Origin of the sequence: Paenibacillus sp. GSMTC-2017, assembly GCF_016019935.1 — a bacterium.
Taxonomy (GTDB): domain Bacteria; phylum Bacillota; class Bacilli; order Paenibacillales; family Paenibacillaceae; genus Pristimantibacillus.
The window spans coordinates 317,090-332,484 of record NZ_JAECMT010000001.1 but is presented as its reverse complement, the minus strand read 5'-3'; the positions used below and the strand labels follow the sequence as shown (position 1 = coordinate 332,484).

The 15,395-nt window shown below is 41.5% G+C and carries 13 protein-coding genes and 1 pseudogene; 11 read left to right on the top strand and 3 right to left on the bottom strand.

The annotated features are described in order from the left end of the window. The first annotated feature begins 81 nt into the window (after positions 1 to 81). The 9 genes from I6N90_RS01490 (at position 82) to I6N90_RS01450 (ending at position 12,548) form a co-directional block, all read left to right on the top strand. Positions 82 to 1,863 carry a stalk domain-containing protein gene (locus I6N90_RS01490; protein WP_197933749.1) on the top strand — a complete coding sequence of 594 codons (1,782 nt, stop codon included), beginning with the start codon at positions 82 to 84 and terminating at the stop codon, positions 1,861 to 1,863. A 141-nt stretch (positions 1,864 to 2,004) separates the two neighbouring features. Then, entirely contained in the window at positions 2,005 to 2,853 is an 849-nt protein-coding gene (locus I6N90_RS01485; protein WP_197933748.1) for a hypothetical protein, read from the top strand. Positions 2,854 to 2,855: 2 nt separating this feature from the next. Then, entirely contained in the window at positions 2,856 to 5,381 is a 2,526-nt protein-coding gene (hrpB, locus tag I6N90_RS01480) for an ATP-dependent helicase HrpB (protein ID WP_232242485.1), read from the top strand. Positions 5,382 to 5,416: 35 nt separating this feature from the next. After that, the gene (locus I6N90_RS01475; RefSeq protein WP_197933746.1) at positions 5,417 to 5,695 is read left to right on the top strand and encodes a DUF1294 domain-containing protein; all 279 of its coding nucleotides are present in this window, start codon (positions 5,417 to 5,419) and stop codon (positions 5,693 to 5,695) included. A gap of 101 nt (positions 5,696 to 5,796) precedes the next feature. Further along, complete coding sequence (locus I6N90_RS01470; RefSeq protein ID WP_197933745.1) at positions 5,797 to 7,902, top strand: HelD family protein; 2,106 nt, start codon at positions 5,797 to 5,799, stop codon at positions 7,900 to 7,902. 174 nt (positions 7,903 to 8,076) lie between these two features. Next, positions 8,077 to 9,225: a DUF3900 domain-containing protein gene (locus I6N90_RS01465; protein WP_197933744.1), complete on the top strand. Its 1,149-nt coding sequence runs from the start codon at positions 8,077 to 8,079 to the stop codon at positions 9,223 to 9,225. Positions 9,226 to 9,355: 130 nt separating this feature from the next. Continuing rightward, entirely contained in the window at positions 9,356 to 10,666 is a 1,311-nt protein-coding gene (locus tag I6N90_RS01460) for a hemolysin family protein (RefSeq protein ID WP_197933743.1), read from the top strand. A gap of 51 nt (positions 10,667 to 10,717) precedes the next feature. Further along, positions 10,718 to 11,506 (top strand): undecaprenyl-diphosphate phosphatase, encoded by a 789-nt coding sequence (locus I6N90_RS01455; RefSeq protein ID WP_197933742.1) that lies wholly within the window; start codon positions 10,718 to 10,720, stop codon positions 11,504 to 11,506. A gap of 253 nt (positions 11,507 to 11,759) precedes the next feature. Beyond that, the gene (locus I6N90_RS01450; protein WP_197933741.1) at positions 11,760 to 12,548 is read left to right on the top strand and encodes an undecaprenyl-diphosphate phosphatase; all 789 of its coding nucleotides are present in this window, start codon (positions 11,760 to 11,762) and stop codon (positions 12,546 to 12,548) included. A gap of 82 nt (positions 12,549 to 12,630) precedes the next feature. Here the strand turns inward: I6N90_RS01450 and I6N90_RS01445 are convergent, their stop codons facing one another. Next, on the bottom strand, positions 12,631 to 13,542 hold the full coding sequence (locus I6N90_RS01445; RefSeq protein WP_197933740.1) for a M23 family metallopeptidase: 912 nt from the start codon (positions 13,540 to 13,542) through the stop codon (positions 12,631 to 12,633). 223 nt (positions 13,543 to 13,765) lie between these two features. Here I6N90_RS01445 and I6N90_RS01440 point away from each other — a divergent pair, with 223 nt between their 5' ends. After that, entirely contained in the window at positions 13,766 to 13,915 is a 150-nt protein-coding gene (locus tag I6N90_RS01440) for a hypothetical protein (protein ID WP_197933739.1), read from the top strand. Positions 13,916 to 14,038: 123 nt separating this feature from the next. On the opposite strand, the gene I6N90_RS01435 is transcribed toward I6N90_RS01440, so the two are convergent. After that, positions 14,039 to 14,380, bottom strand: a complete 342-nt coding sequence (locus I6N90_RS01435; RefSeq protein ID WP_197933738.1) for a hypothetical protein — start codon at positions 14,378 to 14,380, stop codon at positions 14,039 to 14,041. Positions 14,381 to 14,740: 360 nt separating this feature from the next. Here I6N90_RS01435 and I6N90_RS25360 point away from each other — a divergent pair. After that, positions 14,741 to 14,872, top strand: a pseudogene (locus I6N90_RS25360) (IS1380 family transposase); the annotation flags it as partial. Positions 14,873 to 14,922: 50 nt separating this feature from the next. Here I6N90_RS25360 and I6N90_RS01430 read toward each other — a convergent pair. After that, positions 14,923 to 15,276 (bottom strand): GNAT family N-acetyltransferase, encoded by a 354-nt coding sequence (locus I6N90_RS01430; RefSeq protein WP_197933737.1) that lies wholly within the window; start codon positions 15,274 to 15,276, stop codon positions 14,923 to 14,925. Between the last annotated feature and the right edge of the window lie 119 nt (positions 15,277 to 15,395).

Below are 15,395 nucleotides of genomic sequence, written 5' to 3'. Positions count from 1 at the left end.
GTTAAGCGTCTATTGTTAGGGCTTGATAAACGGAGAGATATAGCCACTTTACTACCAGAGAGATTGAGGAGTTGTTTTTTAATGTCACAAAAAAAATGGGGAACAAAAAAGAAAGCAACAGCGATGATGTTATCGATGCTGCTACTAACAGCACCGGTTACCCAAGTTTCAGCGCTAGATCCACCGATTTCTGCAGGAACTTCTTATGTTGTATTATATATTGATAATAAAGAAGCTTTTGTAAATGGAGAACAAGTGACACTTGATTCGCCAGCAATTATTAAAAAAGGAAAAACATATGTTCCGGCTAAGTTTCTAGGCGATGCATTTGGTATGAAAGTAGAATGGCAGGCAGCTACCAAAATGATCGTAATGGAAACGCCTACTCACGAAATATTATTAGACACCGTTAACAAAAAAGCATGGGTAAATGGACTGGAATTCCCTTTCGATGATGTTGCTATGTTATCCAATGGTCGACTGCTCATTAAACTTACTTGGCTTTCTGACTATATGGGTGCAAGCTATACATACAATAACGAGCTTCGCCGAGTAGATGTTTTACATGTTAAAAAACCAGAAGGCAATTTTGATCCTGATCAAAATAATTCAAAACCAATCGCTAAATTTGCTTTCGGTAAACCAACTTATCGAATCGGGGAGCCAATCAAATACATTAACTTAAGTTATGACCCTGATGCTGAAGGTTTGAAGCTAACATGGACAGGGAACGAAGAAGTGTTTTTCAAAGCAGGTACATATCCGGTTACATTAACGGCGACAGACAAAAACGGTAAAGTGAGCGCGACTTATACTCGTGATCTAGTCATTGAAGATGAAGTTTACCTAAGTGAAGTCGAATACCCAGTCTATACAAAGCCTGTTGGCGGGTATATTAAAACGGATTGGAAGACGTTGTATGCACATTACTTTAACCTTCCAGACGTTGAAAAAGTCATTACTGAAGATAAATCGCGGACTCTATTGCTAAGTGATAGTCCAGAAACGTTCACAGAAAAAGGAATATTGTATCAGGATACGATTAACGGCAAAGGCCGTTTGTATGCGGATCACTTAAATGGTACAGATAAAAAGGTTGGCTTTGCTATTTTGGCTACTAACAATACGGACAAACCAGTTACCGTTCGTACGACGAACAAAGGCGAAGTTTACCCTTCTATCTATGCTCATTTGATCGGTAGTGAAGCAATGGTAGACTATTTGATGAATGATACGGTGGAAGAGACAATGACTTTACCACCAGGTAGTACATTTGTATATAAACAATTCCCAGACTTTTACCCAGGTCAAGGCGTTAACCTAATGTATGATGTAGAAACAGACGGGGAGGTTCAGTTTACGTTTGCTGCTGATGATGAAGTTTCTACACATATGTTAGAGATGCCGAAGCTTGCCTTTAATGGACATGTTCGCGGAACTTTCCAAATTGCCGGATTTGACTGGAAAACTGATTTATCTGAAACGGGATTGACTAAGCCAAAAAAGATCATTATCGGGGACGGTAAAGTAGATCCTTTCCAGAAGGGATATGATCCACAACGTGGCACAGAAGCTATTTTGTCAGGCAACTATGGCACGGTGTATAAGATTCATTCCGAAAAGCCACGTAAGATGGCCATTCTGATACTTGCAAGAGGCGGTGCCTTCAAAGGCCCGTTCAAAATTAATGGTGAAATGGTTAAGACGCCTGTTTCCGGTGTGCTTACAGCATTCGATGGCATGGTCATGTTAGCCAAAACAACAGGTAAAGAAGAAAGTTTGGATATTGAATTCAGTCCTCCAGCGGGATCAGCATTCCCAATTAATTTAATTTTCTATCCACTGGACGATCGAGCGGAATAGATACATTCAGGCATCGCAGCTCTAGCGTAGAGCGGCGATGCCTTTTGTCCCCTTTTTGAACCAAATTAGGTCAATCAGGGTGGACAAACCTATCGCCGAAGGTATAGACTAATAAATCAATGAAAAAGCAAGGAGTTGCTTATGGATAATCCACATAAATCGCAGTCAGCACCAATAGAAAATGGCCGATTGAACAGAAAACAAATTAGAATTGTTATCGGTGTATTATCTGCTTTGCTTGTCGTTTCTGGTCTTTTGTTTTATTTCATCTTAACATCCTTAAGTGGACGAAGTCCTGGTATTGAAGCTCCACTAGAAGCAATTAAACAGTACCGATATTCTTCTGTAGAAGCATCAAACGGTATGAAGCTGCATGTGCTAACGACTAAACCTGCGTTCATAACACTCGAAGTAGTTAATAACAATGTAACGTTAACTGATAAAGTGGGCATTAACGGTGGATTTTTTTATAATGATGCGCTTCTGAGTATGAGCGTTGTGAACAGTCATGCTGTAAATGGAGAAATGAATGGTTTTGGAAGCGGCGGACAAAATGTGAAGTATGCTAGAGGAACGTTAGTATGGGATGGCGAATCAGACGGACTAAGTGTTCAGGTGGTGTCTAAAGCTTCTGAAGTGAAAGTAAAAGATCATACTCGCTTCTGGGCACAAGGTGGTATTAGTATGAGTCTCGGTAATGAAGCGGGCTGGGTTCAGCAAACTAAAGTTGAAAATGCTCCATTCCCTGACGAACTTCGTTTACGCTCTGGTGCAGTCTATGATGATAAAGGAACACTTTATCTAGTTGTTAGTGAAACGAGTGGTACTCTCGAAATGTTCCGCAGTGCGATTATAGAGAAGATAAGTGATTCTAAACTCGTCGATGGTATTTTTCTCGATGGCGATGGATCTTCGCAATTGTTAAGCAAGGAAAAATCACTGTCTGGCGACGATCGAATAGTCGTTCAGATGCTTCGTATAATGAAATAGCAATGATGAGAGGGAATCGGATGAAGCAATTGCCAATTGACGAGGTGCTCCCGCAGTTGCTAGATGCACTCTGCAAAGGGACCAATGCCATTCTTATTGCAGAGCCAGGCGCAGGGAAAACGACCAGAGTGCCCCTTGCTTTGCTTAAGCAGCCATGGTTATCGAACAAACGAATAATTATGCTTGAACCGCGTAGACTAGCTGCTCGCTCTGCAGCCCTTTATATGGCTCATGCGTTAGGGGAAAAGGTTGGAGAAACGGTTGGATACCGAGTTCGGATGGACACGAAGGTTGGGCCTTCAACGATAATTGAAGTTGTAACAGAAGGTGTATTGACCAGAATGCTACAGGAAGATCCTGCACTTGAACGTGTCGGAGCAATCCTGTTCGATGAGTTTCATGAACGTCATTTACATAGCGACTTAGGTTTAGCGTTATGTCTACAGTCGCAAGGGCTTCTGCGGGAAGATCTACGGCTTGTCGTTATGTCTGCAACGCTTGAGGAAAAGCCAATTGCTGAATTACTCGGCGGTGCTGCGATTATTAAAAGTAAAGGGCGCTCCTTTCCAGTTGAAACTTATTACTCATCGACTCGAATAAATGGACATATTGAACCGCATGTTGGGCAAACGATTTTAAATGCGCTTAATGAGCATGAAGGTGATTTGTTAGCTTTTTTACCTGGTGTTGCCGAAATTAGACGAACAGCTCGTTGGTTATCCGAGCGCGGAAAGACCTCTCATACAAAAGTGATGGAGCTGCACGGCAGTTTGTCATTGGAACAACAAAGTGAGGCAATAGCTGCATGTGCAGCGAATGAGCGAAAAGTTGTTCTCGCAACCTCAATAGCGGAATCAAGCTTAACTGTGGAAGGTGTCCGAATCGTCGTTGATTGCGGTTTAATGAGAGTATCTCGTTTCTCGGCTCGATCGGGGATGAGTCATTTGGAGACGGTTCCTGTTTCTAAAGCATCAGCAGATCAACGGCGTGGACGCGCGGGGAGACAAGCTTCTGGCGTTTGTTATCGACTATGGAGTGAAGCAGAACATGGACATTTGCTGGGTCAAGGAAAACCAGAAATTATGGAAGCTGATCTTTCGTCCATGGCTTTGGAACTTGCAATATGGGGAGTGAAAGACCCATTAGAATTGGAATGGTTAACACCACCGCCACAGGCTGCATACACTCAAGGGCGATCGTTGCTTAAGCAATTACATGCGCTTGATAGCGATGGGAAACCTTCGCAAGTCGGTAAACACATTGCGAAATTAGGTTTACATCCAAGACTTGGTGCAATGTTACTTGCTGCATCGGAACATGGCATGCTGAAAGAAGGAAGTGAAATTGCAGCACTTCTAAGCGATCGTGATCTATTGTCTAGCGAACGAAATGTAGATATTCAGCTGCGACTTGATATGTTAGGTGAAGCTAATGAAAGTAATAGAGCGGCTTATCGTATAAAAACGCAAGCAACACAGTGGAAACGAATGATAGAACACTTCTCGAACGGTGAGCATGCAATCGATAATCGTACAAATACTAAACTTGAGAAACGTCCAGCTAAGTTGTCCATTGGTGCATTATTGGCGCTCGCCTATCCAGATCGGATTGCACAGCGAAGAAGTGATGGACGCTATTTGCTTGCTAACGGAAGAGGTGCTGTAATACAGCAATTGCAGCCTCTTTCACTGTTTTCTTATTTGGTTGTGTGTGAGATGGATGATGGGGGTGCCGAAGGGACGATTAGATCGGCCGCTGCAATCGGAATAGAAGAACTAGAGTCGCAATTGTCATCCTTCTTAAATGAGGAAGAAGCGGTCGAATGGGACGAATCGGTAAAAGCAGTGCGAGCTAGATATCGATTGAAGCTTGGAGCTTTAACGTTGAAGGAAGGTCCACTAAACAGCTCGGATCAAGAAGCAGTTGCAGAAGCTTTATTATATGGAATTCGTCAGAAGGGCTTTGATATGTTACCTTTCAACAAACAATCGAAAGCATTGCTTGGTAGAATGAGACTTATGCAACTTAGCGGAGATATAGAATGGCCAGATTCGTCTGAAGAGTCTCTCCTAGCAACGATGGAAGCTTGGCTTAAACCTCATATTTATGGACTAAGAAGTCAAGCAGATCTCCAAAAACTATCGATGCTTCAACTACTTGGCAATATGCTGAGCTGGAAGCAGACTCAAGAACTAGATGAGCAAGTTCCTACGCATTGGGTTGTACCAAGTGGATCACGAATCCCTATAGATTATAGTGATCCAGACAATCCGGTGCTTGCAGTCAGACTTCAAGAGTTGTTCGGTTTAAAAGAAACGCCGAGGCTGGCAAGAGGAAGGCTGCCTGTAACGCTACATTTGTTGTCCCCTTCACAACGACCCGTTCAGGTAACGCGTGATTTAGCAAGCTTTTGGGAAAATGCTTATTTCGAAGTGAAGAAGGATTTGAAAGGACGATACCCAAAACATTATTGGCCTGACAATCCATATGAAGCTGTAGCTACAAACCGGGCAAAACCTAGAACCTAACTAAATGGTTATTTTTGGAGGAAGGGGTATGCAAGATGACAACATTCCTTTATATTGTAATTGCGTATTTGATCTTTATAAATGTGTACGGATTTATACTTATGGGACAAGACAAATCTAAAGCAAAACGGCGCGCAAGACGTGTACCGGAGAAACACTTTTTTTTGATAAGTGCAGTTGGTGGAGCACTTGGAACTTGGTATGGTATGAAGAAATGGCGACATAAAACACAGCATCGTACATTTACGATAGGCATACCTTTACTGTTAGTGGTTAATATTAGTGTGATTGCTGCTATGATATGGTATTGGTAATTGAGGATAGACCATTCATTATTAGGATAGTCATGACAGATTAGAAAATGAAGCTGAGTCCGTGCAAGCGGCTCGGCTCTTTATATTTGGGAGGGAATACGATGAGTGAACATATTGCATTTGAGGAGGAGCAGGCTAGATTAGCCAGTTCCTTACAGGATATCGAGGAACAGCTTCGTGGAATTGGGCCGAAATATACAGGCGATGATTTTACAGAGCAAGTGCTCGATTTTCAGCGTGAAGAAAGAAAACAACGGCTTGAAGTTGCATTCAAGGAGCCCTATTTTGGACGAATCGACTTTCAAGAAATGTTTCAAGATGGGGTAGCAATTGAAGATGTAACTAAGCCACTTTATATCGGTAAAGCTGGCGTCGCGAGAAGTGGAAACAGCAATGAGCTTCTAGTTATCGATTGGCGTGCTCCGGCTGCTAGTTTGTTTTATTCCTTCACGGGAGGAGATGCCCTTGCTGAGTATGTATCACCAGACGGTGATATTTCAGGTCATGTACATTTGAAACGCAACTTTATGATTCGCCAAGGTGAACTAGTAAGGTTAGTTGATAGTTATGTGCGTGGTCAAGAGGAAGACGGTGTAACCGACGAGTTTCTATTATTCAGACTAGGTGAAAATAAAGACAATAAACTGCGGGATATCGTCTCTACTATTCAAGGCGAACAAGATAAAATTATTCGTGCAGAGCGTAATAAAGCGTTGTTCATCCAAGGGGTGGCGGGATCTGGTAAAACGACTGTTGCACTTCACCGCCTTGCCTTTCTTCTTTATCAATATGAAGGTCGGATACGTGCGGATCGAATGATCATATTTGCACCCAACCGTATGTTCCTCGACTATATTTCTGGCGTGTTGCCTGAGCTTGGAGTTGGCGATATCGGTCAGACTACTTTCGGAGATTGGGCACTTGAGCTGCTTGACCATTCGATTCAATTAAGCGATCCTTCTGAGACGATGATGCATTGGTTCGAGGAGCGCCGTACGGAAGAAGAGTGGGAGAATGCATCGGGCAGATGGAAAGGAAGTATAGCGTTTAAAGAGGCGATTGATGGCCGAATATCGGAACTTCAAGAGACCATATTGCCAACGGAATCGTTTATTCCGCTTCCAAGATTTGAATTAAAACCGGAAATGATGCGTGAATGGTACGAAACAGATTACGGCGATGAGACGATCATGGTGAAGAGGGACAGACTTGCGAGTCGTATTCGTCGCTGGCTAGAGTCGGAGCTTAAGCAACGTGGTGTTGTAGACAAGAAAATACGTGCACAGGCACTTGCGAAACTTAATTCGTTTGTGAAAAAAATGCCTTCTTTCTCAGCTGTTAAGCTATATGTTTCGCTTTTCAGAGGCAAAACAGCGCTTCCGGGTGTACCGAAAGCAATCGCTAAATCGACTGCGGATCGATTGGGGAGTGGAATGGCAGCTGCGGAAGATTTAGCTCCGTTAACTTATATTCATTTGAAGCTTTACGGACTAAGTTCAGCGCCATTTGATCATGTCGTGATCGATGAAGCACAAGATTATTCACCGTTCCAATTAGAAGTGCTTAGGCTTTGTCAAAGGACAGTATCGATGACCATTTTAGGTGACCTTCAGCAAGGAATACACGGCTACACAGGTGTTCATAGTTGGAATGAGCTTCAAGGACTATTCCAAGAAGAGGACACCGGTTTCTTCGAACTAAATCGAAGTTATCGTTCGACGATGGAAATTATCGAGTTTGCTAACTACATTTTGGGAAGTATGACTGGTGGGGTGAAACCTGCTGTACCTGTGTTCCGTAGTGGAGATTCTGTTATCGCAGAGCATGTTAATAATGATGATTGGCTTTGTTCTATACTCCAAGTTGCAAAAGAGTGGCAAGCAAAAGGGGAATATGACACGATCTCGATTATCGGTCGGACAGAGCGAGAGAGCTACGATATTCATCAGTATTTAATCGCAAATGGGATGGAAGCATCTCTTGTACAAAGTAAACAACCAACCTATGGCGGCGGATTGACAGTTGTTCCTGTCTATCTATCGAAAGGGCTTGAGTTCGATGCGGTACTTATTGCGGATGTAGGTGCTGAAGCTTACGAGACGATGGATGCTAAACTGCTATATGTCGGTTGTACACGTGCACTTCATAAGCTGAAGTTGTTCTATCGCGGCGAAAGAACACCGCTGCTTGCTGATTGGGAAGGGTAATTTGGAGAAGAGTAAATGACCGCAGTGGAAGTGGTCATTTATATCGTCTATATGGTGGATAAATAAGTGTTAGTGTCAACATAAATGTGTCCGCTTTGTATGAGGGGTGATTAAGAGGCGTGGAATATGCTATTCTTAGTAGATGTGACCTAGGATGATGGAGGAACTATAAATATGGATTTTATGTTGCAATATTTATCATTTTTCGTTATCCATACTGATGGAGAGCAGTCGACTTCATCTTCCGGTAGACGATTCAAGCATTATCAAACGCTAGATGGCGACGATTATGATGATAGTGAAATCAAGAAGTTTCTGGACGAAGAGTTTGTGAGAATAGTAAAGCGTAAAGTTGAGCGTAATCCGAATACGGCTAATGCGCCAACGAAGGTCGGCAGATTTATGGTGGAGCCTGGTTATGAACTTGATAGTAATCAGAACTATAACTTGTTCCAGCGACTTAGAGAAGCAGACTCTAAAGAGAGATTTATTGGGATAGCTGATGAACTTGTTCGCATTTATATGGATACAAGCGCTGTTCGCGGCGGTGCGTTTATTGTTGCGCTGTCCAAGCTTAATACGTTCTTTGATACGCCGTTCCTTTTCCTTCTCAAATGTGATTTTGAGCCAAAGATTGCTAGAATTTCGGATGAGCGCAGCCTTATTTCACATGTAGAGATGGCAATAAGTGCTCGTAGCATCAAGTCAATCCAGTATCCTCATATGCCTGAGGAAGGTATTATGGAGCCATGGGAGCTAAAAATCCATCAGGCTTCACATGCTCGTTACTTCGAGGATTTCCTTAAATATGTTTCTTACGAGAAGCCACTACCTGAAGTAATCGGTGAACAAGTGGTAGAGATGGTTCACCAATATATTGCCGACAAGTGGCAAGATGAAGGTGGAGCAGAGCGAAGCGAAGAGGAAAATGCTGTGGAAGTTTGGGCTTCTAGCGAGAAGCGTGAACTTCAGGAATGGTGGTCGCACGAGCAAGTAGAAGCAGCATCGGCTGCGCTCGTAGAGCAAAAGCCAGATTTGCCGTTTTCTTTCAAACTAGATGCAGTTACGGTGAAAGGATTATTATCTGACTTCGGTGGTAGTATCCATTTTGCCAAACATAACGGTAGGTATGTAGTCGTTATTGAGGGAGATCAGTTCCAGTTTGACAGAGGAATGTCACCGATAGAGTTGTTACAACCTAGAGAGTTAACGGACGTGCTTCCGCTAATTGGATCGAGAGTTTCTGAACAGGACGTCGACTCTTATGATACGCAATCGAATGCAGTTCAAAGAGATGGTGAAGACGATTCACCTCCTTGGTAATACGTTCTAGCGTGATTGTTCGTGTAGGTATAAAAGGATGAAGGGGTATGAGTGTGCAAAATAAGGGATAGGCTGTATAGGTGGACGAGCGTGTCCTTACTATAGAGCAACAACGAAGGGAGACTCTTCGATGGCTATTAAGCTTATTTTGTTCACGATGCTGCTTGTCTTAACAGCCTTTTTTGTGGCCACAGAATTTGCGATCATTAGACTACGAGCAAGTCGTGTCCAGCAGATGGTAGATGAGGGGATCAAAAATGCAACTGCAGTCCAAGAGGTGACAACACATCTTGATGGCTACTTATCTGCATGTCAGCTAGGTATTACCATTACTGCGCTTGGTTTGGGCTGGCTCGGTGAACCTACGGTGGAACAATTGCTTCATCCTATTTTCCAGTTGTTCGGAGTTTCAGGAAGTTTCGGCTCGTTGATATCATTTATGATTTCTTTCTTGCTTGTTACCTACTTACATGTTGTTCTAGGTGAACTTGCGCCTAAGACGATTGCGATCATCCACCCTGAGAAGGTTAGCATACGGACTGCACCATTTATTATCTTTTTTTATAGGACGATGTATCCGTTTATTTGGCTTTTGAATGGTTCCGCGAATAGTCTTGTTCGTCTATTTGGTTTTAAACCAACTAACGAGCATGAAGCCCATTCAGAAGAAGAGATCCGCATGATTATTTCCGAGAGCTACGAAAGCGGCAAAATCAACAAAAGCGAATTCGGCTATGTGAATCGTATCTTTGAATTCGACGAGCGGCTTGCTAGAGAAATTATGGTACCTCGTACGGATATGGTTTGTTTGTTTGTTGACGACACAAGGGATGAGCATATTGCGATCATTAAGAGAGAGCAGTATACTAGATTTCCGGTCGCTAAAGGTGATAAAGATACGATAATTGGGGTTTTGAATACAAAATATCTCTTTCTACATGATCATGATGAAGAGCCGGATATGAGAAGACTTCTACAACCTGTTATGACCGTGCCTGAAGTTCTGCCAATCAATAGATTGCTTAGAATGATGCAGTTGGAACGTGTGCATATGGTCATACTTATGGATGAATATGGAGGGACGTCGGGTTTACTTACGATTGAAGACATTGTAGAAGAAATTGTGGGCGAAATTCGTGATGAATTTGATGCTGACGAAGTGAAAGAGATTGAACGACTGGAACTGGAACATTATATGGTAGACGGGAAAGCATCAATCTTTGAAGTTAACGAAGCATCGGGTCTACAATTGCCAAGCGATGTTGCTGATACGATCGGAGGTTGGTTGTATCAACAGCAGCCTCATTTGCCACCGGGTGAATCTTGGACGTATCAAAACACAACCTTCATTATTAAAGAACGAGACGAACATCGTATTCGTAAGATTGAAATTTATACGGATTGTGCAGAAAGTGAAATGAGTCAATACGGACATGCATAACCTTATATATAGAAAATATTTATTTTATTACGTTTTTAGGGAGTGAGAGGTATGGAAGATTTAATAAAGGCGATTATTATGGGAATCGTGGAAGGTTTGACAGAATTTTTACCCATTTCATCAACCGGCCATATGATTTTGACAGGCGAGCTAATAGGTTTTACAGGGGATAGAGCGGATACGTTTAAGGTCGTCATTCAATTAGGTGCTGTACTTGCTGTTCTTGTGCTTTATCGTACGCGGTTCCTTAAGATGCTTAACTTCAACTTCCGTAAAGGAAGTGGCTTGAATGCTCTTCACGTTGCGATTGCAATGATGCCAGCTAGTGTTCTAGCTGTAGCTCTGCATAGTGTTATTAAAAAGTATTTGTTTGGATATGAGACTGTGTTGATTGGCTTAGTTGCCGGAGGTATTCTAATGATAGTCGCCGATCGATCGAAGCGACCTATCGTTGCTCAAGAACTGGATGATATATCGTATAAACAAGCATTTTATATCGGTTGTTTTCAAATCTTGTCGTTATGGCCTGGATTCTCGCGCTCTGGATCAACGATTTCTGGTGGTATGTTGACGGGAACTAGTCAGAAGGCAGCTGCGGAATTTACATTTATCGTATCTGTACCAATTATGGTAGGTGCAAGTGCTGTTGATTTAATTGGTAGCCGTGAATTTTTGACAATAGCGGATTTGCCATTGTTCCTAGTTGGATTAATTACAGCTTTTATTGTTGGTATGATTGCCGTTGTTACCTTTATCAATATGATGAAGAAGCTTCGTCTAAGTTACTTTGCGTATTACCGCTTTGCGCTTGCTGCTCTTTTCTTCTTCATAATGATGTAAATAGAATGTCACAACAAAATGGCATCTGCACATTCCCGATTGGGTTGTGTAGATGTCTTTTTTTGTGAGTGGTTTTGCTAGTGTCCTCTGTCCTCAACTTTCATTACATTTTTTCTTTTATTACAATATTGTAAGGTGTGTGAAGAAAGTGTTCGTCGAATTGGAATAAGCTTTGAATTATACTGGAGTTATCAAAGCCATCGTTAAGTATAGTTAGGAAACATGATTCTTGTATACATAAGGAGCATAGGAAATGGAAGATTTCATTAAGGCAATTATTATGGGTATCGTGGAAGGTTTGACTGAATTTTTGCCGGTATCGTCAACCGGTCATCTTATTTTGACAGGAGAGTTAATCGGATTTACAGGGGAAAGAGCTAAAACGTTTGAAGTCGTTATTCAGCTAGGTGCTGTACTTGCAGTTCTTGTGCTCTATCAAAAACGTTTCCGCAAGATGCTTAATTTCAATTTTCGTAAAGGAAGCGGCTTAAACGCTCTTCACGTTGCGATTGCGATGATGCCAGCTAGTGTACTTGCAATAGCCTTGCATGGTGTAATCAAAAAGTATTTATTTGCACCTGAGACAGTCTTAATTGGTCTTGTTGCCGGAGGTTTTCTTATGATAGCAGCGGACCGTTCGAAACGTCCCGTTGTTGCGGAAGAGCTAGATGATATATCGTATAAACAAGCATTCTATATCGGTTGTTTTCAAATCTTATCGTTATGGCCTGGATTCTCGCGCTCAGGATCAACGATTTCTGGTGGTATGTTGACGGGAACAAGTCAAAAGGCTGCTGCGGAATTTACATTTATTGTATCGGTACCTATCATGTTTGGAGCTAGTGCCGCCGATCTGATTGACAGCCGTGATTTTTTATCAATGTCAGATGTACCGTTATTCCTTGTCGGGTTAATTACAGCTTTCGTCGTCGGTATGATTGCCGTTGTTACTTTCATTAATTTAATGAAAAAGCTTAGACTTAGCTATTTTGCATATTATCGTTTTGCACTTGCGGCACTTTTCTTTTTCATTATTCTTTAAATGGGGAACAGTACAACTAAAAGGCATTTGTACATTCCTAATTAGGAGGTGGATGCCTTTTAGTTGGTTGGTCAAACAAATATTATAAAGGTGTAATCCGATCACCTGTAGGAATGTTTTTGCCATCTACTTTTGTATTTCCACCAACAGGCATAGCAGGACCGTAAATATTACGGAAGTAGAGAGGTAGACCTTCAGTTAAAAACATATGTGTTGTTGTAGGGTTTTGTCTCTGATGATGAATATGGAGATGTGGTTCGCTTGAAGCACCTGAATTGCCTACTTGACCGAGTAACTCGCCTTCCTTAACACGCTGACCTGCCTTAACTACAATTGATCTTTGCTTTAAATGGGATAGTACTAAATAAGTATCGGTCTCATCCATGTGTAAATACACATAGTTTCCTAGCATCGTCTCAAAATTCTCTGTACCAGGGACCCCGTCTTGCTCCTCATCATAGACGTCAATGATCTCTCCTGCGGAAGGGGCTACCACCTCTGCACCGTATATTCCATAGTCGTCAAGCTCTGTACTGCCCACTGACACAGGTTCCATAAGAAGATCATAAGCCCATCGTTCCATAGGCCATACTGCATGATGATTGTTTTTCAGTTTATCACCACCTGAGCTTACAATAGTAGGCTGTATGAGCGGAAATCTAACCGTTGCTGCAGGAGTAGCTACCTCAACTCTAAGTGGAAATGCAATCTTACCCACATCGAATATCCACCCTAGCGGCCAAATGGCTATTACGGACAAAAATAGGGTTATAATCCAACTTTTCCGGATACGTGTTCTACGCCGTACGTTGCCAGCCAACATGCTTAATGAAAGAATGAAGAGCAAACAACCGATGACACCGAACCCAATCAAAAACCACCAACTTGCAACAGCAGAAACTCCACCATTTCCTAAAATGCTGATCCAACAGAGGGTAAGAATTGTAAATAGTAATGCTAAAATAACTCTTGGCATAGCGATTTTGATTGACATTTCTCCTAAACTCCATTTCTATTTACATGATGTAAGATTTATCCTATCGGAGGATTCTTACATTGGGAGTACTATTTTCTTACTTATTCATTAAGTCCATTAATAAACTTCTACAATTTAAACTTTTTCCCAGTTTCTCACGTCACTTTAACCGAGTGTGCAAGGAACTAAGTAGAGTTCCATCATGAAACAAGCTATTGCAAATATATGCTTATGAAAATAAATGAGCAGATTTAATCTTATTACTAAGGAGCATGAGAGAGTGGAAGATATCATTAAAGCGATTATATTGGGTGTTGTGGAAGCTTTTGCAGGGGATATAGATGCAGAAGATTATCGTTGTGAAGTATGGATTACTGTTATGAAGAATTAGCAGCTCAAATGTAGAGAAGCCCTTGTTCGTCCGATTGAACTGTGATCCACAAGAGGTCACGAATCATCAGCCGATTAGAGGGGCTTCTCCTACTAATTGAATATCGTCACCTTCGATTAGGTATTAATAGAACGCAATCGTAGTGAAATTAGCACCTGCGTTAGGACCGGCGTAATAATCTATCTTATAAGTGCCTTGTGGTAGGTTGTAAAAAGTGAAAGTAAATTCAGTGTACACGTTCATTTGTCCCGATTGAACTGCTTGCCCTACAAGTGTCTCTACTCCGTTAACGACACTATAAACATTGATCCATAATTGTGGGTTTCCAGCACCACCGAAATTACCAGAAACAACAAGATTACCTTGTCCTTGAATCGTTCCTGCGTCAATAGCACTTGCGCTTAACGGTAATGCGAGTAACATTGCAACAACAACAAATAACATCACTAATTTGCGAACCTTCATTAAATACCATCTCCTCTAATTTGATTAAATAGAATATCCAATCAGAGATCACTTCTGTCAGCGACTTGTTGTATTTCCCTTACTTTGCAACTAATGCTGTTTTAAATGATCGATTGCACATTCTAGTTTTACCCTTAGAAGCATCACCCCTTTTATGCATAACCTCATTAATGTAGACACGTCTAATTACATTACTTGTACGCATCTAACTATAGTTTATATTTTTCCCAGCGTCAGTAAAGGTGTATATTTTGATTATTCAAAAATCATTAATGGAAAAATGCCCCTCAAACCAGCACCAGCTTTATTCCAGAGCTAAGAGAGATGACTATCAAAATCGTCGCTCCCGGGCTTCTAGAGGAATCAATTCTAGATTTTGATTCTACCGTGGAGACAGTCTATGGCGAACTACAAGGCGCCGAAGTTGGTGTGAACAGCCACAAGCGAGGTCGCAAAAGCTATCATCCTCTCCTTGATTATGAAGCACAATCGCGTTAACTAAGGCGTATCTATACTTCCATATAACTTTATCGCAACTATTTTTATAGAACTACTTTTTCATAAAATACGATAGTCATTTTATCATTGATAACTTTAGTTTTTTCTACTCTTTTATAGCCAAGCTTTTCGTACAAATAACAATTTCCTACCTCTTGCTTGATAGTAACTAGTTCCCACGATTTTGCATCATCATATATATGCTCGATCAGCTCATTGATAATATAATAATCCGTAATAGATTGATTGATCCGAGTAATGATTTTGTCTATCGTTTCATTGGCAGGACTTGTTTCATAATCCTGATATTTTTCCAATAAAGGTTTAAATGCTTTGATTTGCATTTCATGTATAGTTGAGGCATCTTTTAATTCTGATAGACTTAATGTAATCCCCATTCAATCATTACCTCCTACTATTTTTCTTATTCGGCATTGTATACTCATATTCCTTGCTATCTAATCTCCTGATAAATCCATTGCTAGTGAGCACGGCAAAAAGACATATGAGTGCATTC

Coding starts and splice junctions, on each gene's coding strand:
- I6N90_RS01490 (WP_197933749.1), top strand. CDS start 82: ATGTCACAAAAAAAATGGGGAACAAAAAAGAAAGCAACAGCGATGATG.
- I6N90_RS01485 (WP_197933748.1), top strand. CDS start 2,005: ATGGATAATCCACATAAATCGCAGTCAGCACCAATAGAAAATGGCCGA.
- hrpB (WP_232242485.1), top strand. CDS start 2,856: ATGATGAGAGGGAATCGGATGAAGCAATTGCCAATTGACGAGGTGCTC.
- I6N90_RS01475 (WP_197933746.1), top strand. CDS start 5,417: ATGACAACATTCCTTTATATTGTAATTGCGTATTTGATCTTTATAAAT.
- I6N90_RS01470 (WP_197933745.1), top strand. CDS start 5,797: ATGAGTGAACATATTGCATTTGAGGAGGAGCAGGCTAGATTAGCCAGT.
- I6N90_RS01465 (WP_197933744.1), top strand. CDS start 8,077: ATGGATTTTATGTTGCAATATTTATCATTTTTCGTTATCCATACTGAT.
- I6N90_RS01460 (WP_197933743.1), top strand. CDS start 9,356: ATGGCTATTAAGCTTATTTTGTTCACGATGCTGCTTGTCTTAACAGCC.
- I6N90_RS01455 (WP_197933742.1), top strand. CDS start 10,718: ATGGAAGATTTAATAAAGGCGATTATTATGGGAATCGTGGAAGGTTTG.
- I6N90_RS01450 (WP_197933741.1), top strand. CDS start 11,760: ATGGAAGATTTCATTAAGGCAATTATTATGGGTATCGTGGAAGGTTTG.
- I6N90_RS01445 (WP_197933740.1), bottom strand. CDS start 13,542: ATGTCAATCAAAATCGCTATGCCAAGAGTTATTTTAGCATTACTATTT.
- I6N90_RS01440 (WP_197933739.1), top strand. CDS start 13,766: ATGAGCAGATTTAATCTTATTACTAAGGAGCATGAGAGAGTGGAAGAT.
- I6N90_RS01435 (WP_197933738.1), bottom strand. CDS start 14,380: ATGAAGGTTCGCAAATTAGTGATGTTATTTGTTGTTGTTGCAATGTTA.
- I6N90_RS01430 (WP_197933737.1), bottom strand. CDS start 15,276: ATGGGGATTACATTAAGTCTATCAGAATTAAAAGATGCCTCAACTATA.